At 41.9% G+C, this 14,532-nt stretch carries 15 protein-coding genes, 1 tRNA gene and 1 pseudogene; 10 read left to right on the top strand and 7 right to left on the bottom strand.

Annotation, left to right across the window (positions count from 1 at the left end):
* Positions 1-22: 22 nt before the first annotated feature.
* Positions 23-220, bottom strand: coding sequence for a hypothetical protein (locus LC574_RS04635; RefSeq protein ID WP_229451709.1), 198 nt, complete (start codon positions 218-220; stop codon positions 23-25).
* A gap of 1,293 nt (positions 221-1,513) precedes the next feature.
* On the opposite strand from LC574_RS04635, the gene thrC reads away from it, so the two are divergent.
* From thrC to LC574_RS04600, 7 genes are all read left to right on the top strand, one after another.
* Positions 1,514-2,605: a threonine synthase gene (gene thrC / locus LC574_RS04630; RefSeq protein ID WP_229451708.1), complete on the top strand. Its 1,092-nt coding sequence runs from the start codon at positions 1,514-1,516 to the stop codon at positions 2,603-2,605.
* Between the two features lie 272 nt (positions 2,606-2,877).
* Positions 2,878-3,468 (top strand): chromophore lyase CpcT/CpeT, encoded by a 591-nt coding sequence (locus LC574_RS04625; protein ID WP_229451707.1) that lies wholly within the window; start codon positions 2,878-2,880, stop codon positions 3,466-3,468.
* Positions 3,469-3,768: 300 nt separating this feature from the next.
* Positions 3,769-3,839: transfer RNA gene (locus LC574_RS04620), tRNA-Cys, on the top strand.
* Positions 3,840-4,028: 189 nt separating this feature from the next.
* Entirely contained in the window at positions 4,029-5,267 is a 1,239-nt protein-coding gene (locus tag LC574_RS04615; protein WP_229451706.1) for a site-specific integrase, read from the top strand.
* Positions 5,268-5,316: 49 nt separating this feature from the next.
* A complete protein-coding gene (locus tag LC574_RS04610; RefSeq protein ID WP_229451705.1) occupies positions 5,317-5,568 on the top strand; it encodes a hypothetical protein in 252 nt (83 codons plus the stop codon).
* 363 nt (positions 5,569-5,931) lie between these two features.
* Positions 5,932-6,177, top strand: coding sequence for a hypothetical protein (locus LC574_RS04605; protein ID WP_099099597.1), 246 nt, complete (start codon positions 5,932-5,934; stop codon positions 6,175-6,177).
* 10 nt (positions 6,178-6,187) lie between these two features.
* Complete coding sequence (locus LC574_RS04600; protein WP_229451704.1) at positions 6,188-7,225, top strand: hypothetical protein; 1,038 nt, start codon at positions 6,188-6,190, stop codon at positions 7,223-7,225.
* A gap of 124 nt (positions 7,226-7,349) precedes the next feature.
* On the opposite strand, the gene ilvA is transcribed toward LC574_RS04600, so the two are convergent.
* Complete coding sequence (ilvA, locus tag LC574_RS04595) at positions 7,350-8,861, bottom strand: threonine ammonia-lyase, biosynthetic (protein WP_229451710.1); 1,512 nt, start codon at positions 8,859-8,861, stop codon at positions 7,350-7,352.
* 498 nt (positions 8,862-9,359) lie between these two features.
* Between ilvA and LC574_RS37775 the strand changes: the two genes are divergently transcribed.
* Together LC574_RS37775 and LC574_RS04590 are read left to right on the top strand one after the other, a co-directional pair.
* A complete protein-coding gene (locus LC574_RS37775) occupies positions 9,360-9,482 on the top strand; it encodes a hypothetical protein (RefSeq protein ID WP_267871412.1) in 123 nt (40 codons plus the stop codon).
* 43 nt (positions 9,483-9,525) lie between these two features.
* A complete protein-coding gene (locus tag LC574_RS04590) occupies positions 9,526-10,503 on the top strand; it encodes an aldo/keto reductase (RefSeq protein WP_229451703.1) in 978 nt (325 codons plus the stop codon).
* Positions 10,504-10,605: 102 nt separating this feature from the next.
* On the opposite strand, the gene LC574_RS04585 is transcribed toward LC574_RS04590, so the two are convergent.
* The 4 genes from LC574_RS04585 to LC574_RS04575 all read right to left on the bottom strand — a co-directional run bounded on the left by LC574_RS04585 (position 10,606) and on the right by LC574_RS04575 (position 12,657).
* On the bottom strand, positions 10,606-10,944 hold the full coding sequence (locus LC574_RS04585) for a pentapeptide repeat-containing protein (protein ID WP_229451702.1): 339 nt from the start codon (positions 10,942-10,944) through the stop codon (positions 10,606-10,608).
* A 156-nt stretch (positions 10,945-11,100) separates the two neighbouring features.
* On the bottom strand, positions 11,101-11,226 hold the full coding sequence (locus LC574_RS37770; RefSeq protein ID WP_267871411.1) for a hypothetical protein: 126 nt from the start codon (positions 11,224-11,226) through the stop codon (positions 11,101-11,103).
* A 120-nt stretch (positions 11,227-11,346) separates the two neighbouring features.
* Positions 11,347-12,198, bottom strand: a complete 852-nt coding sequence (locus tag LC574_RS04580; RefSeq protein WP_229451701.1) for an alpha/beta hydrolase — start codon at positions 12,196-12,198, stop codon at positions 11,347-11,349.
* Between the two features lie 192 nt (positions 12,199-12,390).
* On the bottom strand, positions 12,391-12,657 hold the full coding sequence (locus LC574_RS04575) for a Precorrin-3B methylase (RefSeq protein ID WP_229451700.1): 267 nt from the start codon (positions 12,655-12,657) through the stop codon (positions 12,391-12,393).
* Between the two features lie 230 nt (positions 12,658-12,887).
* On the opposite strand from LC574_RS04575, the gene LC574_RS04570 reads away from it, so the two are divergent.
* Positions 12,888-13,760, top strand: coding sequence for an MBL fold metallo-hydrolase (locus LC574_RS04570; protein ID WP_229451699.1), 873 nt, complete (start codon positions 12,888-12,890; stop codon positions 13,758-13,760).
* A 217-nt stretch (positions 13,761-13,977) separates the two neighbouring features.
* On the opposite strand, the pseudogene LC574_RS04565 reads toward LC574_RS04570, so the two are convergent.
* Positions 13,978-14,358: pseudogene (locus LC574_RS04565) on the bottom strand (BamA/TamA family outer membrane protein); the annotation flags it as partial.
* Positions 14,359-14,532: the final 174 nt, after the last annotated feature.

The following is a 14,532-nucleotide window of genomic DNA, read 5'->3' as shown; positions in this document are numbered from 1 at the left end:
AATAAAGCTTAAAAAAGCAATATTATAATATTTCTTTTTGGTTATTGTCGGCTAGACGTTGGTGCTTCAGGTTTTCCAACTGCTGCAACAGAGAGTCTACCTCTGCTTGTAAATGCATCAACTTAGCTTGCTGATCGTCTTGATAATAAGACTTGGTTAACTTACTGACCCAGTTAGCCTGGGACTCGCGATCGGAAACACTAGATAAACAAGTAGGCATCGCTAATTAAATCCAAAACTTAACTCACACCATTAGAAATATTATAATATTGCTTTTTTAAGCTTTATTAAATTATTGTGGATTTTCAATCAATTACTCTAATGATTTCAGGTTCAATCATAAGAGGATGTTTGAAAAGTGTCGTATAGCACATTAAATTTTGACATTACCCCCCCAACCCCCGATGTATTGAGGGGCTTTAAGAGACTATTCCCCCCCAATACATCGCTACGGTGTACACACAAGTCTGAAGTTGTTCAAGAATCTGGGTTTTACCGAAAGACGGCGAGAAAGCCCCCGAACTTCAATATATGGGATGAATCGCCGCTCGCCGTCAAGCGTCATTAGTCAGTGGTCACTTGTACTGAGCGAAGCCGAAGTATTAGTCACTAGTATTGTTTAAAACGATAAATTGGGTATAACTACTAATGACTAATAACTAATGACTAATGACTCGAAATCCCCGCCGCGTAAAGCCGGGGGATGAGTTAACCCACCCTAACCACTGCTTGAATTCAATGAACGATACCTCCAATTCAATAAACGACCACCCGAAATCAATAAATGACCACCCGAATTCAATAAATGACCACCCGAATTCAATAAATGACCACCCGAATTCAATAAATGACCACCCGAATTCAATAAATTACCACCCGAATTCAATAAATGAACACCCGAATTCAATAAACGACCACCCGAATTCAATATATTTATTGCATAAATTCTCAAAACCTCACCTGAAATCTGATTTACTAAGGTTTTAGCTTTAGTGTCAAGGAAAACACTTGCCGTTCGTGTAGAGCCTTTGTAGCACTTTGTGGAAGCAAGCTACGCGCAACGTCTTTGTCAAAAGAAGGATAAACCTACCGCAAAGGAAAGGCAGGCTTCTGCGTATTTTAAATAAAAAAATGGAAAAATTAAAGTGGTAAAATACACATAAAGGGGTTAGCGGAGCGCCTTGCACAAAAGTCGCATTTTGCAAAGTAGGAATAAGGGTTTCAGAGAGTTGTTACGTAAGTCCCATAGATTTGTCTATCATTTTTCACTTTGTCAGCATCCCCAGGTCGCCGTGGCGGTTATGATAAACTCACATTCTAAAATAAAATAAAAATGGCAAAATCAAACGCCTGCACCACAAAAAATAATATTCTTAAATAATATTCATTTTGGAATCAGGGGACTCTTAACTGGGACAGGGCAAAGAAAAATTCACTTTCTTCCCCATCCTGCGCTTCCCTATCTCACCCTTTCTAAATATCCAATCCAATACATTAAGAAATTTTAAATCCCGTGACTTTGAGCCTGTCTGTTGCTAAATCTCATCGCCAACCCTGGCCTGGACTGATAGAAGCCTATAGCGAATACTTGCCTGTCAGCGAAAAAACACCGATTGTCACTCTGTTAGAGGGTAACACACCCCTAATACCAGCGCCTGCGATCGCAGAACGCATTGGCAGGCAAGTACGGGTTTTTGTAAAATACGATGGTCTCAATCCCACCGGCAGCTTCAAAGATCGGGGGATGACTATGGCAATTTCCAAAGCCAAAGAAGCAGGCGCAAAAGCAGTAATTTGTGCCAGCACGGGCAACACCTCAGCCGCCGCCGCCGCTTATGCAAGACGTGGGGGCATGAATGCCTTTGTACTGATTCCCGACGGTTATGTGGCGTTGGGCAAATTAGCCCAAGCTTTACTGTACGGTGCAGAAGTATTGGCAATTAAAGGTAATTTTGACCAAGCGTTAGAAATTGTCCGCGAGATGTCCGAAAGCTATCCGGTGACTTTGGTAAATTCGGTAAATCCCTACCGCATAGAAGGGCAAAAAACAGCAGCCTTTGAAATTGTTGATGCGCTGGGTGATGCGCCAGACTGGCTGTGTATCCCCGTGGGCAATGCGGGTAATATCACAGCATATTGGATGGGTTTTTGTCAATATCATCAAGATGGGAAGTGCGATCGCTTACCCCGAATGATGGGATTCCAAGCCGCAGGTGCAGCCCCTTTAGTAACCGGTCAGCCAGTAGCAAATCCCGAAACCCTAGCAACAGCAATTCGCATTGGCAACCCTGCTAGTTGGGAGTTAGCTGTTGCAGCCCAAACCGCAAGTCAGGGAAATTTCCACGCCGTTACAGATGCAGAAATTCTCGACGCTTATCGACTTTTGGCAGCATCAGAAGGCATTTTCTGCGAACCTGCTAGCGCCGCTTCCGTAGCCGGGTTATTGCAGGTAAAAGACCAAATTCCTACAGGGGCAACAGTGGTTTGTGTCCTCACAGGTAATGGTCTAAAAGACCCAGATACAGCCATTAAACACAATTACAGTCAATTTAAACAGGGTATTGCAGCAAAACTGGGTGCAGTAGCCGAGGCAATGGGATTTTAAGCACTCTAGAACTAAATGCGATCGTAATACGTAATGATAAATTGCATAGGTAAAGCTCACCAAAGGTATCACAGCCAGGATTTTTCAGTCTGGTAAGTGTCAAAATAATCCTAGATAATTTTTAAACAACTAGTTGATTATCTTGTAATGACTGAAACAGACTCATGATACAAGCCTCTAAATTTATTTATGGTTACTGAGCGTAGCCGAAGTATGGGGATTAAAAATTATTGAATTTTGAATTTTAAATTTTGAATTCGGAGCGAAGCGACGTGACTCATTCTACTGATATTGCCACTTTAGCCCGGTGGATGGCAGCTGACTTTAGCAATCAAGAACAAGCTTTTGAAAATCCGCCTTTTTATGCCCACATTCGCGTGTGTATCCGTCCCCTTCCGTTGGAATTGTTCTCAGGAGTAAGTTTGTTTCTCGAACAAGCTTATGATTTTATGCTCAATCAACCCTACCGGATGCGGGTAATGAAGTTGATTCCGGCAGAAAACCACATTGTTATTGAACACTACACGGTTAAAGAAGAACAAAAATTTTACGGCGCATCTCGCGATCCCGAACGTTTAAAAGTTTTATCCATTGACCAATTGGAAAAAATGTCAGGTTGCAATATGGTTGTAGAGTGGACAGGTAACAGCTTTAAAGGCAGGGTTGAACCTGGAAAATGCTGCATTGTGGTTCGTGACGGCAAAAATACTTATCTGGATAACGAATTTGAGATTGACGCTAAAGAATTTTTCAGCCTTGATCGCGGAAGAGATTTAGACAGCGATGAACGTCTCTGGGGTTCTATCGCCGGCCCATTTCACTTTGTCCGATGGGGTAGTTTTGCCGATGAAGTCAAGGTGTAAGAAGTGAGGAGTGAGGAGTGAGGAGTGAGGAATTAAAACTCATAACTCATAACTTATTTATGGTCAACCTGTAATCAGGACTCTCTAGCGATCGCCTAAAGACTACCATCCTACTATCTCTACCTGAAAAACTTTGGATTTGGTTCATGATGTCCATCTAGCGATCGCCTAAAGACTACCAGAAACTCCAGTTAACCCACTATCTCTACGTCAGAATCCTATGCTATCATGGGTTAACTAGCGCCCTATGGCTACTAAGATATCTTATAAATATTAAAGTAGTTCAAGGGATTGTGCTGTGGCGGCATAGCCAAGTGGTAAGGCAGAGGTCTGCAAAACCTCCACCCCCGGTTCAAATCCGGGTGCCGCCTTCAAAGAAATATGAGCATTACAGGGCTTAAAAGCCCTTTTTTATGGGGGTCGTAGGGCTGGTTTCAAAAGCCTTCCGAGATTTTTGGGGTAAATTTGTAAGGTAAAGGTGTTTACCCCAATATACATTTCTGGGGTAAAACTGGGGTAAAGTGGAAAGGTAAAGATATTTACCCCAGTTAATTACCCTTATGGAATCTCAAAAATCTCAAAGTATTGCCAGTCGGGGTTCGGTGCAGATAAAGAACTCTAACGGCAGTCTCCAGTTAGTTTTTTCTCATCCTATTATTACGCCGACTGGAGAGCTAAAAACCAAGCGTTTCTATCTTTCAACAAGGCACAATGATACACCTTTTGGAAGACATCAAGCATCGGCTTTGGCGACAAAAATCCAGAGGGATATTGACTATGGAGAGTTTGATGCCAGTTTAGTTAAGTACAAACCAGCAGCGTCATTAAGCACCGTTACCCCAATTACCCCAATTACCCCTTCACCTAAGCCCCAACCAGACTTGGGAGAATTATGGGAAAAATACACTGAATTTAAAAAACCACAAGTTAGTCCTTCCACTTATGCTGTTGATTATCGAAAGTATCGTAATCACATCGCCAGTTTCCCAAATAAAACCTTGGATGATGCGATCGCAATTCGAGATTATCTCATTGCAAATCTCAGTGCTAATGCAGCTAAACGTACTTTGACAAACATAAATGCTTGCTGTGATTGGGCACTTAAAAGTCAGTTGATTAAATCAAATCCCTTCCAGGGTATGGCAAAAGATATTCAGATGCCGAAGTCAGAATCGGTAGAATATGAAATTAATCCATTTACTAAAGAAGAACGGGACAGCATAATTCAAGCATTTGAGGAGAGTAAACTCTACAGCTACTATGCTCCTTTAGTAAAACTATTATTTTTTAGTGGGTGCAGACCATCAGAAGCGATCGCCTTACAATGGAAGCATATCAGCGACAAATACATTACCTTTGAGCAAGCAATTACAATCAGTACTAAAGGGCTAGCCCTCAAAGATGGATTAAAAACCCAAAGCCAAAGACGTTTTCCAATTAACAATCAGCAACGTGAAATTTTAGAATCAATCAAGCCTGAGGCCTGTAACCCAGATAATTTTATCTTTAGAAGCAAGAAGGGTGGCATAGTAGACTTTGGAGATTTTCTAAATCATGCTTGGAAAGGGTACAAAAATCATCGTGGTACACATATAGATGGAATAGTAACTCAACTTGTAAAACAGGGGGTAGTCAGTGAATATCGCAAACCTTACCAATGCAGACACACTTTTATAACTCTTTGCCTTGAAGCTGATATTGATGCGAAGGATATAGGAAGGTGGGTTGGAAATTCTCCAGAAATTATTTACAAGCATTATGCAGGTAATAAACGCAACCTACAAGTGCCAGATTTATAAGTTTGTTCAATCAAAAGGAAAGCGATCGCTTACAAAGCAGTTATGTTAAATGAAAATTACACCGTCTGTTAAAAGCAGATTTTGTATTAGTAAATTAGACGTACTCAGTAATATTATTCAAGATTTTAATGATCGCTTCGGTAATATTCAGTGGACAGAAAAAGATAAAGTGCAGCGGTTCTTGTTTGAAGAATTACCCGCCGAAGTCAGCAAAGACAAAGAATATCAGAACGCCAAGAAATACTCAGACCGCCAAAACGCCAGAATCACCTTCGAGAAAAAGCTAGTCGATAAGTTTTAGGAGTTCATCTTCGACCATACAGAAGTATACCGTAAATTTAATGATGAGCCTGAATTTAAAGCATAGTTAGCCAATACTCTGTTCGATAATGATTATGACCAAGGAGCAGCATAAGTCAGGCATAAGGCGAGGCGATCGCGGCCTTAAAGATGATGAAGTGTAGTAGTGTTTGATCATCACCAATTATATGCTGAGAGGATAGTCAATAACTAACTATCAAGTTCCTCATCTGCACTTTATGGTAGGTGTCAAATTCACTGATTTGAATAAAACTTCTACATAAACACACACTGATGCAGCTTGATTTGCTTGAATAGCTATATTGATAGGACATTGATACGAGAGCAATTCACAATCCTGATTATGGCAAGTAAATTCATTGATGTTAGGGAATATACTGTCAGGGCGCACAAAAGACAGATTCATACTCGTGTTTTCCAGTTTGTCTGTAAAGAGTGTAACGATCTGACAAAGCGCGAGACTTTCGGGCCTCGACCCTTATATTGTGAGAGATGTCGCCCTCCCCAACCGCCTAAGAAATCCCAGCCAGCATCTCACAAAGCAAAACCCAGAGCAATGTCTTACAAAAGTGACATCGATTTAAATTGATTGAAGCCTTATGACTCAAAATGGACAATTAGAACCACCCCCAGGTAGCTTTGTCTCACCACTGTTAGAATTACGAGACTATTATGCTCGCCTCACACAAGAGTATGAACGCCTCTTTGTGCAGGCGCGGGAGCAGCTGGATCATGTAGAAGCGTTGTTGTCTAATTGGTCTTTTTCTGATAGCAGCAACCAGATATCAAGTCTGACGGCGGCTGATGAAACCTCAGATGTTTCCCAAGAAGGCCCTGTGCGATTTTTATCACCTCTTGATGACATCGACGAAATCAACTTGGTGGAGTCTGTAGAGTCAGAACTTGCAGACAAAGACTTGGTTGAGATCGATAATTCCTTTTCTGCTGTTGATACAAAAGAGAGTCAACCTTCAACTACATCGCCAGATCCAACGATCGCCCCAGAGAACAACGATAGTTCAACAAAGGTGGCCGAAATCCCGATGCTACCCCAGTATCAGCACGCTCTTTCCCGAATGGAAGCCATAAAACAGCTATTGCAAGAGCAGAAAGGTACTGTGTGTCATATCGATTTTATCGTGCGATCGCTTTATGGACAGTTAGATTCCAACCTATTCAAAGTAGTTAAAGGTAGGGTTCAATCTTCCCTCACCCAAGGCAGAGAAAGGAATTACTGGGTAACTATTCCTGATGAGCCAGGTTGTTATACTCTGGATCTAAGTTTGGTAGCCCCAAGTAACCGCAATGGTGTTTCTAGGAACATCAAAAACAAAAACAAGAAGCCTTTTATACCCCCGACAAAAGCAGTACCGATGCTCAAAGCCTTTGAAGGTCAATTCTTAATTGATGCCCTCACCTCGCTGTTTGAAGAAAATTCAGGTAAAGTTTTCAGCGTTGCTGAAGTCATCGCCGGAATTTATGGAGAACTAGATTCTCAGCAACTTCGAGAGGTCAAAAATAAGGTGTTGAACGAATTATCTAGAGGCTATCGAACAGGGAGATTCTCTAGGGTTCCTAACCAAATTGGCTTCTATACTTGGGACTCCAATATGATATTGGAGGGTAGTTCTCGTTAAATGGGCATGGGGCATGGGGCATGGGGCATTGGGAAGAATTTAGTCCCTATTATTTAGTCCTTCATCTCCCCCATCTTCCCCATCTCCCTCATCTCCCTCATCTCCCTCATCTCCCCCAGTCCCCCTATCCCAAAAACAGCTTGTATGCCGGATTCTTATTCTCATCCCAATAGCGATAGCCCAGGTTATCGAGAAAAGCTTGCCACTCTTCCATCTCGTGGGGGGGAACCTGGATACCAACAACGATTCGCCCGTAGTCTGACCCGTTGTTGCGGTAGTGAAAAAGACTAATATTCCAATTGGGACTCATGGAAGTAACAAACTTCATCAATGCACCGGGACGTTCGGGAAATTCAAAACGGTAGAGCAATTCATTGTGAGCCAGGAGAGAATGCCCACCCACCATGTGCCGCAGATGTAATTTAGTTAGTTCGTCGTCCGTTAAATCAAAAGTTTCAAATCCTTGAGCTTCAAAGTTTTCTACCATCTTTGCAGCATCAGCACGATTTTGAATTTGCACACCGACAAAAATATGGGCTGTTTTTTCATCGGCAATGCGATAATTAAACTCAGTAAGATTACGGTTGCCAATACATTCACAAAACTGGCGAATACTTCCCCGCTCCTCTGGAATTGTGACTGCAAAGATGGCTTCGCGGCGTTCGCCCAACTCTGCCCGTTCTGCCACAAAGCGGAGGCGATCAAAATTCATGTTTGCACCACAGGCTACAGCAATTAAGGTTTGTCCTTCGATTTGCTCTCGTTCTGTGTATGCTTTGGCAGCTGCGATCGCTAATGCACCTGCTGGTTCTAAAATTGATCGCGTATCCTCAAACACGTCTTTAATCGCAGCACAAGTATCGTCTGTATCCACCAAAATAATTTCATCTACATACTGCTGACACAAACGGAAGGTTTCTTCACCTACTTCTCGCACCGCCACACCATCAGCAAATAACCCTACTTGAGACAAGCGCACCCGATGTCCAGCTTTTAGCGATTGAGACATCGCATCAGCATCTACTGGTTCAACGCCAATAATCTTGATTTCGGGACGCAAGCGTTTTACATAAGCCCCAATCCCAGAAATTAATCCGCCCCCTCCAATCGCTACAAAAATCGCATGGATGGGTTGCTGATATTGTCGTAAAATTTCCATCCCAATTGTTCCCTGTCCAGCAATTACATGAGGATCATCGAAAGGATGAATAAACGTCAAACCTTTTTCTATTCCTAATTCACGGGCATAGCTATAAGCATCGTCGTAGGTGTTTCCATGTAAGACGACTGCTCCGCCCCTCATTCTAACCGCGTCCACCTTGACTTGGGGCGTGGTTACTGGCATCACGATAATCGCTTTGGTTCCTAAGCGATTGGCTGCAAGGGCGACACCCTGAGCATGGTTTCCCGCAGACGCTGCGATTACACCCTGTGCCAATATATCTGGTGGCAGTTGCACCATCTTGTTATAAGCACCCCGCAGTTTAAAGGAAAATACTGACTGCATATCCTCACGTTTCAGCAGGAGTTGATTATTCAGCCGCGCAGACAAATTTGGGGCATATTCCAGTGGTGTTTCCTGGGCTACATCGTACACACGGGCAGTCAAGATTTGGATGAGGTAGTCGCAAAACATGGGCGTCAAGGTGTTTAGCAAATGCCGGATGGAAACTAATTTTACGTTACAAGCGATCGCATTGGTTTTATTTAATTGCACTCTCTCAAAATTTGGAGTGAATAAAATTTACAAATTACAGCAGATTGCAACTTGGTAAGGTACAGATAATCGTAGGGAACATGTTGTGCCCCTACTTGTGTACTTCATTTCCCTGAAATATGCTGTATCTTCATATTCTTTATGAAGAAATAATATAGATGCCAGCTGCACAGAATTAAATCTAAATTTTTTTGAAACATCAATAGCTTTTCCCTATCTTCAAATTGATGCTATTAATACATTTTTTTTGTAAAACTGACTTCTAAGTACTACACCAATCCCAGTTTTACATGCCAAGCTATGCATATCAAATGCGTAGGGAAATGTCTCAAAGAATGATGAGGGAGATGAGGGAGATGGGGAAGATGGGGGAGATGAAGGACTAAATAATAGGGACTAAATTCTTCCCAATGCCCCATGCCCCATGCCCATTTAACGAGAACTACCTTCCAACAGGTATCTATCACAGAGCGATCGCTACGCCCGCCGTTGACAAAGCCTCTTGTAGAGTTGGCATCGCAAAACTTTTTGGTCTACTGACTATATGCCTGATAATTAATAAGGCAATCTACAGAGAGCAAAGATGCAGATCCAAAAACTCTCACTCCCAAGCATGGGCTGCGGGACTTGGGCCTGGGGCAACCAATTGCTTTGGGGATATGATGAAAGTATGGATGACCAGTTACAAGCCGTCTTTAACCTTTGTGTAAGCAACGGTGTGACTTTATTTGATACAGGTGATTCTTACGGAACTGGCAGATTGAATGGTCGCAGTGAGCTACTTCTGGGACGATTCAGCCAAGAATATGTAGGTTTAGGTAAAGAAAATATTTGTATTGCGACTAAGCTTGCTGCTTACCCGTGGAGATGGACACGTCAATCAATGGTAGAGGCTTGCAAGTCATCTGCCCAACGCCTGGGAAGAAACGTAGATTTGGTACAAATGCACTGGTCTACAGCAAACTATGCTCCTTGGCAAGAGGGAGGGCTGTTAGATGGTCTTGCCGATTTGTATGAGCAAGGACTAGTTAAGGGAGTGGGACTATCCAATTATGGGCCTAAACGACTTAAGCAAGTGCAGAAAAAGTTTGCTGAACGAGGTGTTTCTATCAGTACTCTGCAAGTTCAATACTCTTTGTTGTCTACATATCCTGTGACACAACTAAAGCTCAAAGACCTTTGTGATGAGTTGGGAATAAAACTTATTGCCTACAGCCCTCTGGCTTTGGGGCTATTGACTGGGAAATACTCTGAGCAAGGCCCTTTGCCCAAAGGCATCCGAGGTCTGCTGTTTAGGCAGATATTACCAGGAATGCGATCGCTTTTGGCATGTTTGCGAGAAGTGGCACAGTCCAGAAACAAAACCATATCTCAGGTAGCAATTAATTGGTGCATCTGTAAAGGAACCATTCCTATCCCTGGAGCAAAGAGCGTGGAACAGGCGAGGGAGAATATTGGTGCATTGGGTTGGCAATTAGACGCCAGTGAGATTCTAGAGTTGGATAGGGTAGCGGCGAATGCAGACAAAAAAATGGTACAAAATATATTTCAAACTAAGTAAAATTTCAACGTTGCTGAATTTGAATATGAATCATTGCAAAAATCTGGTTTAAGTCTGAGTATAAAAATACTTGGATTTTACAGAAATTTTGACATAAATCTGTTAATTATGTCTAGCAAAAGCCAAGTCACTTTCAATTAACTTAGCACCTGTTAAGTTAGCTCCACTCAAATTGCACAAGTGAAAGTTTGCCCCTCTGAGGTCCGCTAGCGATAGATTAGCTCCTGTTAAATCTGCATCAGTAAGGTTAACTTCACTTAAGTTAGCGCTACTTAAGTTAGTCCCCTTCATATCTGCTAGTTGCAGGTCTGCCCCCTTTAGGTTTGCTCTCATTAGGTATGCCTTACTCAAGTCGGCTCCACTTAAATTAGCTTCACTTAGGTCTGCTGCTGTTAAATCAGCTTTACTTAGATTGGCTTGACTTAGGTCTGCCCAACTCAACTTTGCATAACATAGTCTACCTCTGTATTTAGCTTTTGTAACAGTGCAATATTTTGCACTACTACACTACATTATGACTAATAACAATCAGACTGGTGTGTGTAACAACCGACCTAAATTTGACGTGCTTAACGAACTTTGCTAAAAGTTATCGATTCAACTGCCTGAGTTTACCATACTACCATTAACTGTTTCCAAACCAGCTATTACAGCTTTAGCGATCGCAGTAAACATCACTGTGATTGTTATTGATATACATTCTTCTAGTTCAAATTCCCCCATTGCTAAGAGTACAATTACTCAAAGTGATTTTTGGTGTTCCAGCAATTGCCATTAGCCGGGATGGGCAAACCCTGATTAGCCGTAACACACCCTACTTAAGTTTTACTTTATAAATGGTATCTAAGGCAGAATAGTATGATGGGATAATTGCTGATTTGCCTTTACAAGTTTAGTAAACTCTTGCAAAATTTTTTGATACTTTTCTTCAGCTACCCAGAATAAATCATTATGATTTGCCTCTTCAACCCACAAATAAAGTTTTGGGGATATTGCCGCATTGAACAATTTTTCTCCATGAGCAAAAGGAATGATATCATCTGCTTTTCCATGAATCACCAATATCGGACATTTTACTTTTTTGATATTCTCCAAATTGGGAAATTTATCAAAAGGTAAAATCCGAAAAGGTACTATTACTTGGAAAGCGGAAATAAATGAACTTTCAATAATTAAACCAGCTACTGGTTTCTGCATTGCTAAGTTTACCGCAGAACCACCGCCAACCGAACGCCCCAAAACTATAATTCTTTCAGGTGATATTTTTAAATTTTGCGTCAAATAATTGTAAGCGCTATTGATATCTTCATAAGCGTGACTTTCTGTCGCCTTTCCTTGACTCGTACCATAACCACGATAATCATAAGCAAAGACACTAAAACCCCAGTCGTGTAATTTTTCTAGGATCTGTTTGATATCTCCTAAATCTTCAGAATTACCATGAGAATAAAGAATAGTATAATTAGCTTTATTGTTTAATAAATATGTAGCTGAAATGTTCGTGTTTTCCCCACTTTTTAACTTAATAATTCCTGGATTATCCTCATAGCTAGAAGGTTGAGACAGAAAAATCATGCTATCTGCCCGAAAATATACATATCCACTAAAAAAGATATAAATAAATATTAAAGATTTAAGCGATCGCTGCCAAGTCAAATCACTAATTAGCAATTTTATAAGTTGCTGTTTTTCCATTAAATTTTATTTCTAGGGTAAAGCTTGATCAATAATGAAGGCGCTAGTACCGCAAGGCGGAAGTCACGCATTCACGCATTCACGCATTCAAACAGGTATACAGCGTAAGAGTTTCGTTATTTTGCTCTACAGCAAGTAAAAAAACCTTTTTTATTTGCTGTAGTTGTGATGCACTGAATATCATACTTAATACTATTTTGATTTTCGTGCCGATTTGGGCGGTGTTCGGTGTGCGCCAAAATACTTCTCACTGCGATAGCGCAGCCATACCCGCAACACTTGCGGAATCTGCTCTTTTTGTTCCTTGCTCAGTGTATTGTAAAGGGAGATTGCGCGATCGCGTTCACCCCGACAGGCAGCGTTATTGTGAGCATCCCAATAGCTGCGGGCTACCCGAATCCGCCGACAGACTTCCTTAATTAGCGCTTCTGTTGTGAGTGGAGCGTCCTGCTTTGCCATACTCAGATGCGATAAATTTCTAATGCGATCATAGCGAGTCAGACTCATTCTCACAATTACAACCCAAACAAGTCAAACCCGCAAATCGATTTCACTAGACTTTAGACACAGACTGCAAAAGTAACTCAGCAATCAAATCCTGTAAAAACATAAATTTCTTCACTCCTAAGTATGTTGATTATCCATATTGTTTCATCTTTAAAAGAGATTGATGCTCGGTAGAATAATTTATGCGTATTCATCATCTTAATTGCGGTTGTATGTGCCCGATTGGTGGGGCACTCTTCGACGGTTTTAGTCGTGGGCTAACAGCCCGTCTCGTCTGTCACTGTCTGCTCATCGAGACAAATCAGGGACTCGTTCTCATAGATACAGGCTTCGGTCAGCGCGATGTCAAAGCGCCATTATCAAGACTCAGCCCCTTCTTCATGAATTTGAATCGCATCAAGTTTGAAGAAAAATACACGGCGGTTGCAGCTATTGAGCAGCTCGGCTTAAACCCGCGCGATGTCCGCCACATAGTGCTTACTCACCTCGATTTTGACCATGCAGGCGGGTTAGAAGATTTTCCCGAAGCAACAGTGCATGTAATGCTCAGTGAGATTGAAGCAGCCAAGGAACGGCAAGGCTTTATCTCATCTCGACGTTACCGCCCTGGCCAGTGGGACGAAGTAAAAAATTGGAAGTATTATTCGCCTGGTGGTGAACCTTGGTTCGGCTTTGAGGCAGTACGTAACCTTGAAGAACTACCGCCCGAAATTCTCCTGATACCGCTCGTCGGTCACACACGGGGTCATGCAGGTATCGCCATTGAGACATCCCAAGGTTGGCTCTTACATGCAGGCGATGCTTACTTTTACCGACACGAAATCGGCTCTCCTAAACGAGTTTGCACACCTGGTCTACGTGCCTACCAGTGGTTCATGGAGGTAGATCGCAAGGCTCGACTTTATAATCAAGATAAGTTGCGTGCGTTATCACTCGACCACAGTAGTGATGTGCGCCTCTTTTGTAGCCATGATGCGATCGAGTTCAAAACCTTCGCTGACCAAGATAATTCGCAATTGCAGAAAGACAATTTGTGCTCAACAGCTTCCAATTAGCTCAAAAACTCAATGCATCTCAACGGAATTATGCAGTTTTTAAGGTTCTGCTGAGATGCGTTGATGAGTTTTAATTCAAAATGTTTGGATATTCAGAATAAGAACACTCTTGGGCAATCTTTCCCAAGAGGTAGTTCCCATCACCCTTTAAAATGATTATCATTCTATATATTGCTGATTTTATTTTTTGGAAGTCCCTTATGTTTATAAATAAAATTTAAGGTTGGTAATAAACGCTGAAGTAGAAGCCTGAATCTTGAACATTGTTACCGCGATCGCGTAAATCGACGAATGGAATACCGTAATCTAAACGCACATTGAACTTGGGAAGGGGTTGCCATAGCAAGCCTAAACCTGCGCTAGACAAAAATCTTTGACTGGGTAAAGAGGGATTATTGGGATTATCAGAATTATTCCACACTGCACCCACATCAATAAATGGGGCAAGTACCAAAGTTGCTAAACCTGCTTCATTTCGCACTACGGAAATTTGGTCTTCCACAGAAAAGCGAAATCCATTATCGCCAGAACGAGCATTTTGCCGATAACCGCGCACTGATTGACCACCACCAATAATAAATTGTTGGGATGGTAAAAGGGGCGTTGCTGAATTGAAGTATGAATCTGGATGTAGAGACGTAGCATTGCTACGTCTCTACAAGGATTTTGGTATTATGCAAAATCATTTTCATAGATGGAATCAGCAACGCCCGATTTTGCAGGCAATGCTACCCCTGGTTGGTGTGCTGCTAGAGAAATGCGTTATTTTGGC

Source organism: Nostoc sp. CHAB 5715, from assembly GCF_020829685.1.
Taxonomy (GTDB): Bacteria; Cyanobacteriota; Cyanobacteriia; order Cyanobacteriales; family Nostocaceae; genus Nostoc.
This window is presented reverse-complemented; position numbering and strand designations above follow the sequence as displayed.

What these genes read in the sequence shown, in the direction of transcription:
- LC574_RS37770 (WP_267871411.1), bottom strand. Translation starts at nt 11,226, where the DNA reads ATGGGGGAATTTGAACTAGAAGAATGTATATCAATAACAATCACAGTG.
- LC574_RS04575 (WP_229451700.1), bottom strand. Translation starts at nt 12,657, where the DNA reads ATGGCAAAGCAGGACGCTCCACTCACAACAGAAGCGCTAATTAAGGAA.
- LC574_RS04615 (WP_229451706.1), top strand. Translation starts at nt 4,029, where the DNA reads ATGGAATCTCAAAAATCTCAAAGTATTGCCAGTCGGGGTTCGGTGCAG.
- LC574_RS04570 (WP_229451699.1), top strand. Translation starts at nt 12,888, where the DNA reads ATGCGTATTCATCATCTTAATTGCGGTTGTATGTGCCCGATTGGTGGG.
- LC574_RS04635 (WP_229451709.1), bottom strand. Translation starts at nt 220, where the DNA reads ATGCCTACTTGTTTATCTAGTGTTTCCGATCGCGAGTCCCAGGCTAAC.
- LC574_RS04580 (WP_229451701.1), bottom strand. Translation starts at nt 12,198, where the DNA reads ATGGAAAAACAGCAACTTATAAAATTGCTAATTAGTGATTTGACTTGG.
- LC574_RS04600 (WP_229451704.1), top strand. Translation starts at nt 6,188, where the DNA reads ATGACTCAAAATGGACAATTAGAACCACCCCCAGGTAGCTTTGTCTCA.
- LC574_RS04590 (WP_229451703.1), top strand. Translation starts at nt 9,526, where the DNA reads ATGCAGATCCAAAAACTCTCACTCCCAAGCATGGGCTGCGGGACTTGG.
- ilvA (WP_229451710.1), bottom strand. Translation starts at nt 8,861, where the DNA reads ATGTTTTGCGACTACCTCATCCAAATCTTGACTGCCCGTGTGTACGAT.
- LC574_RS37775 (WP_267871412.1), top strand. Translation starts at nt 9,360, where the DNA reads ATGCCCCATGCCCATTTAACGAGAACTACCTTCCAACAGGTATCTATC.
- LC574_RS04610 (WP_229451705.1), top strand. Translation starts at nt 5,317, where the DNA reads ATGAAAATTACACCGTCTGTTAAAAGCAGATTTTGTATTAGTAAATTA.
- LC574_RS04605 (WP_099099597.1), top strand. Translation starts at nt 5,932, where the DNA reads ATGGCAAGTAAATTCATTGATGTTAGGGAATATACTGTCAGGGCGCAC.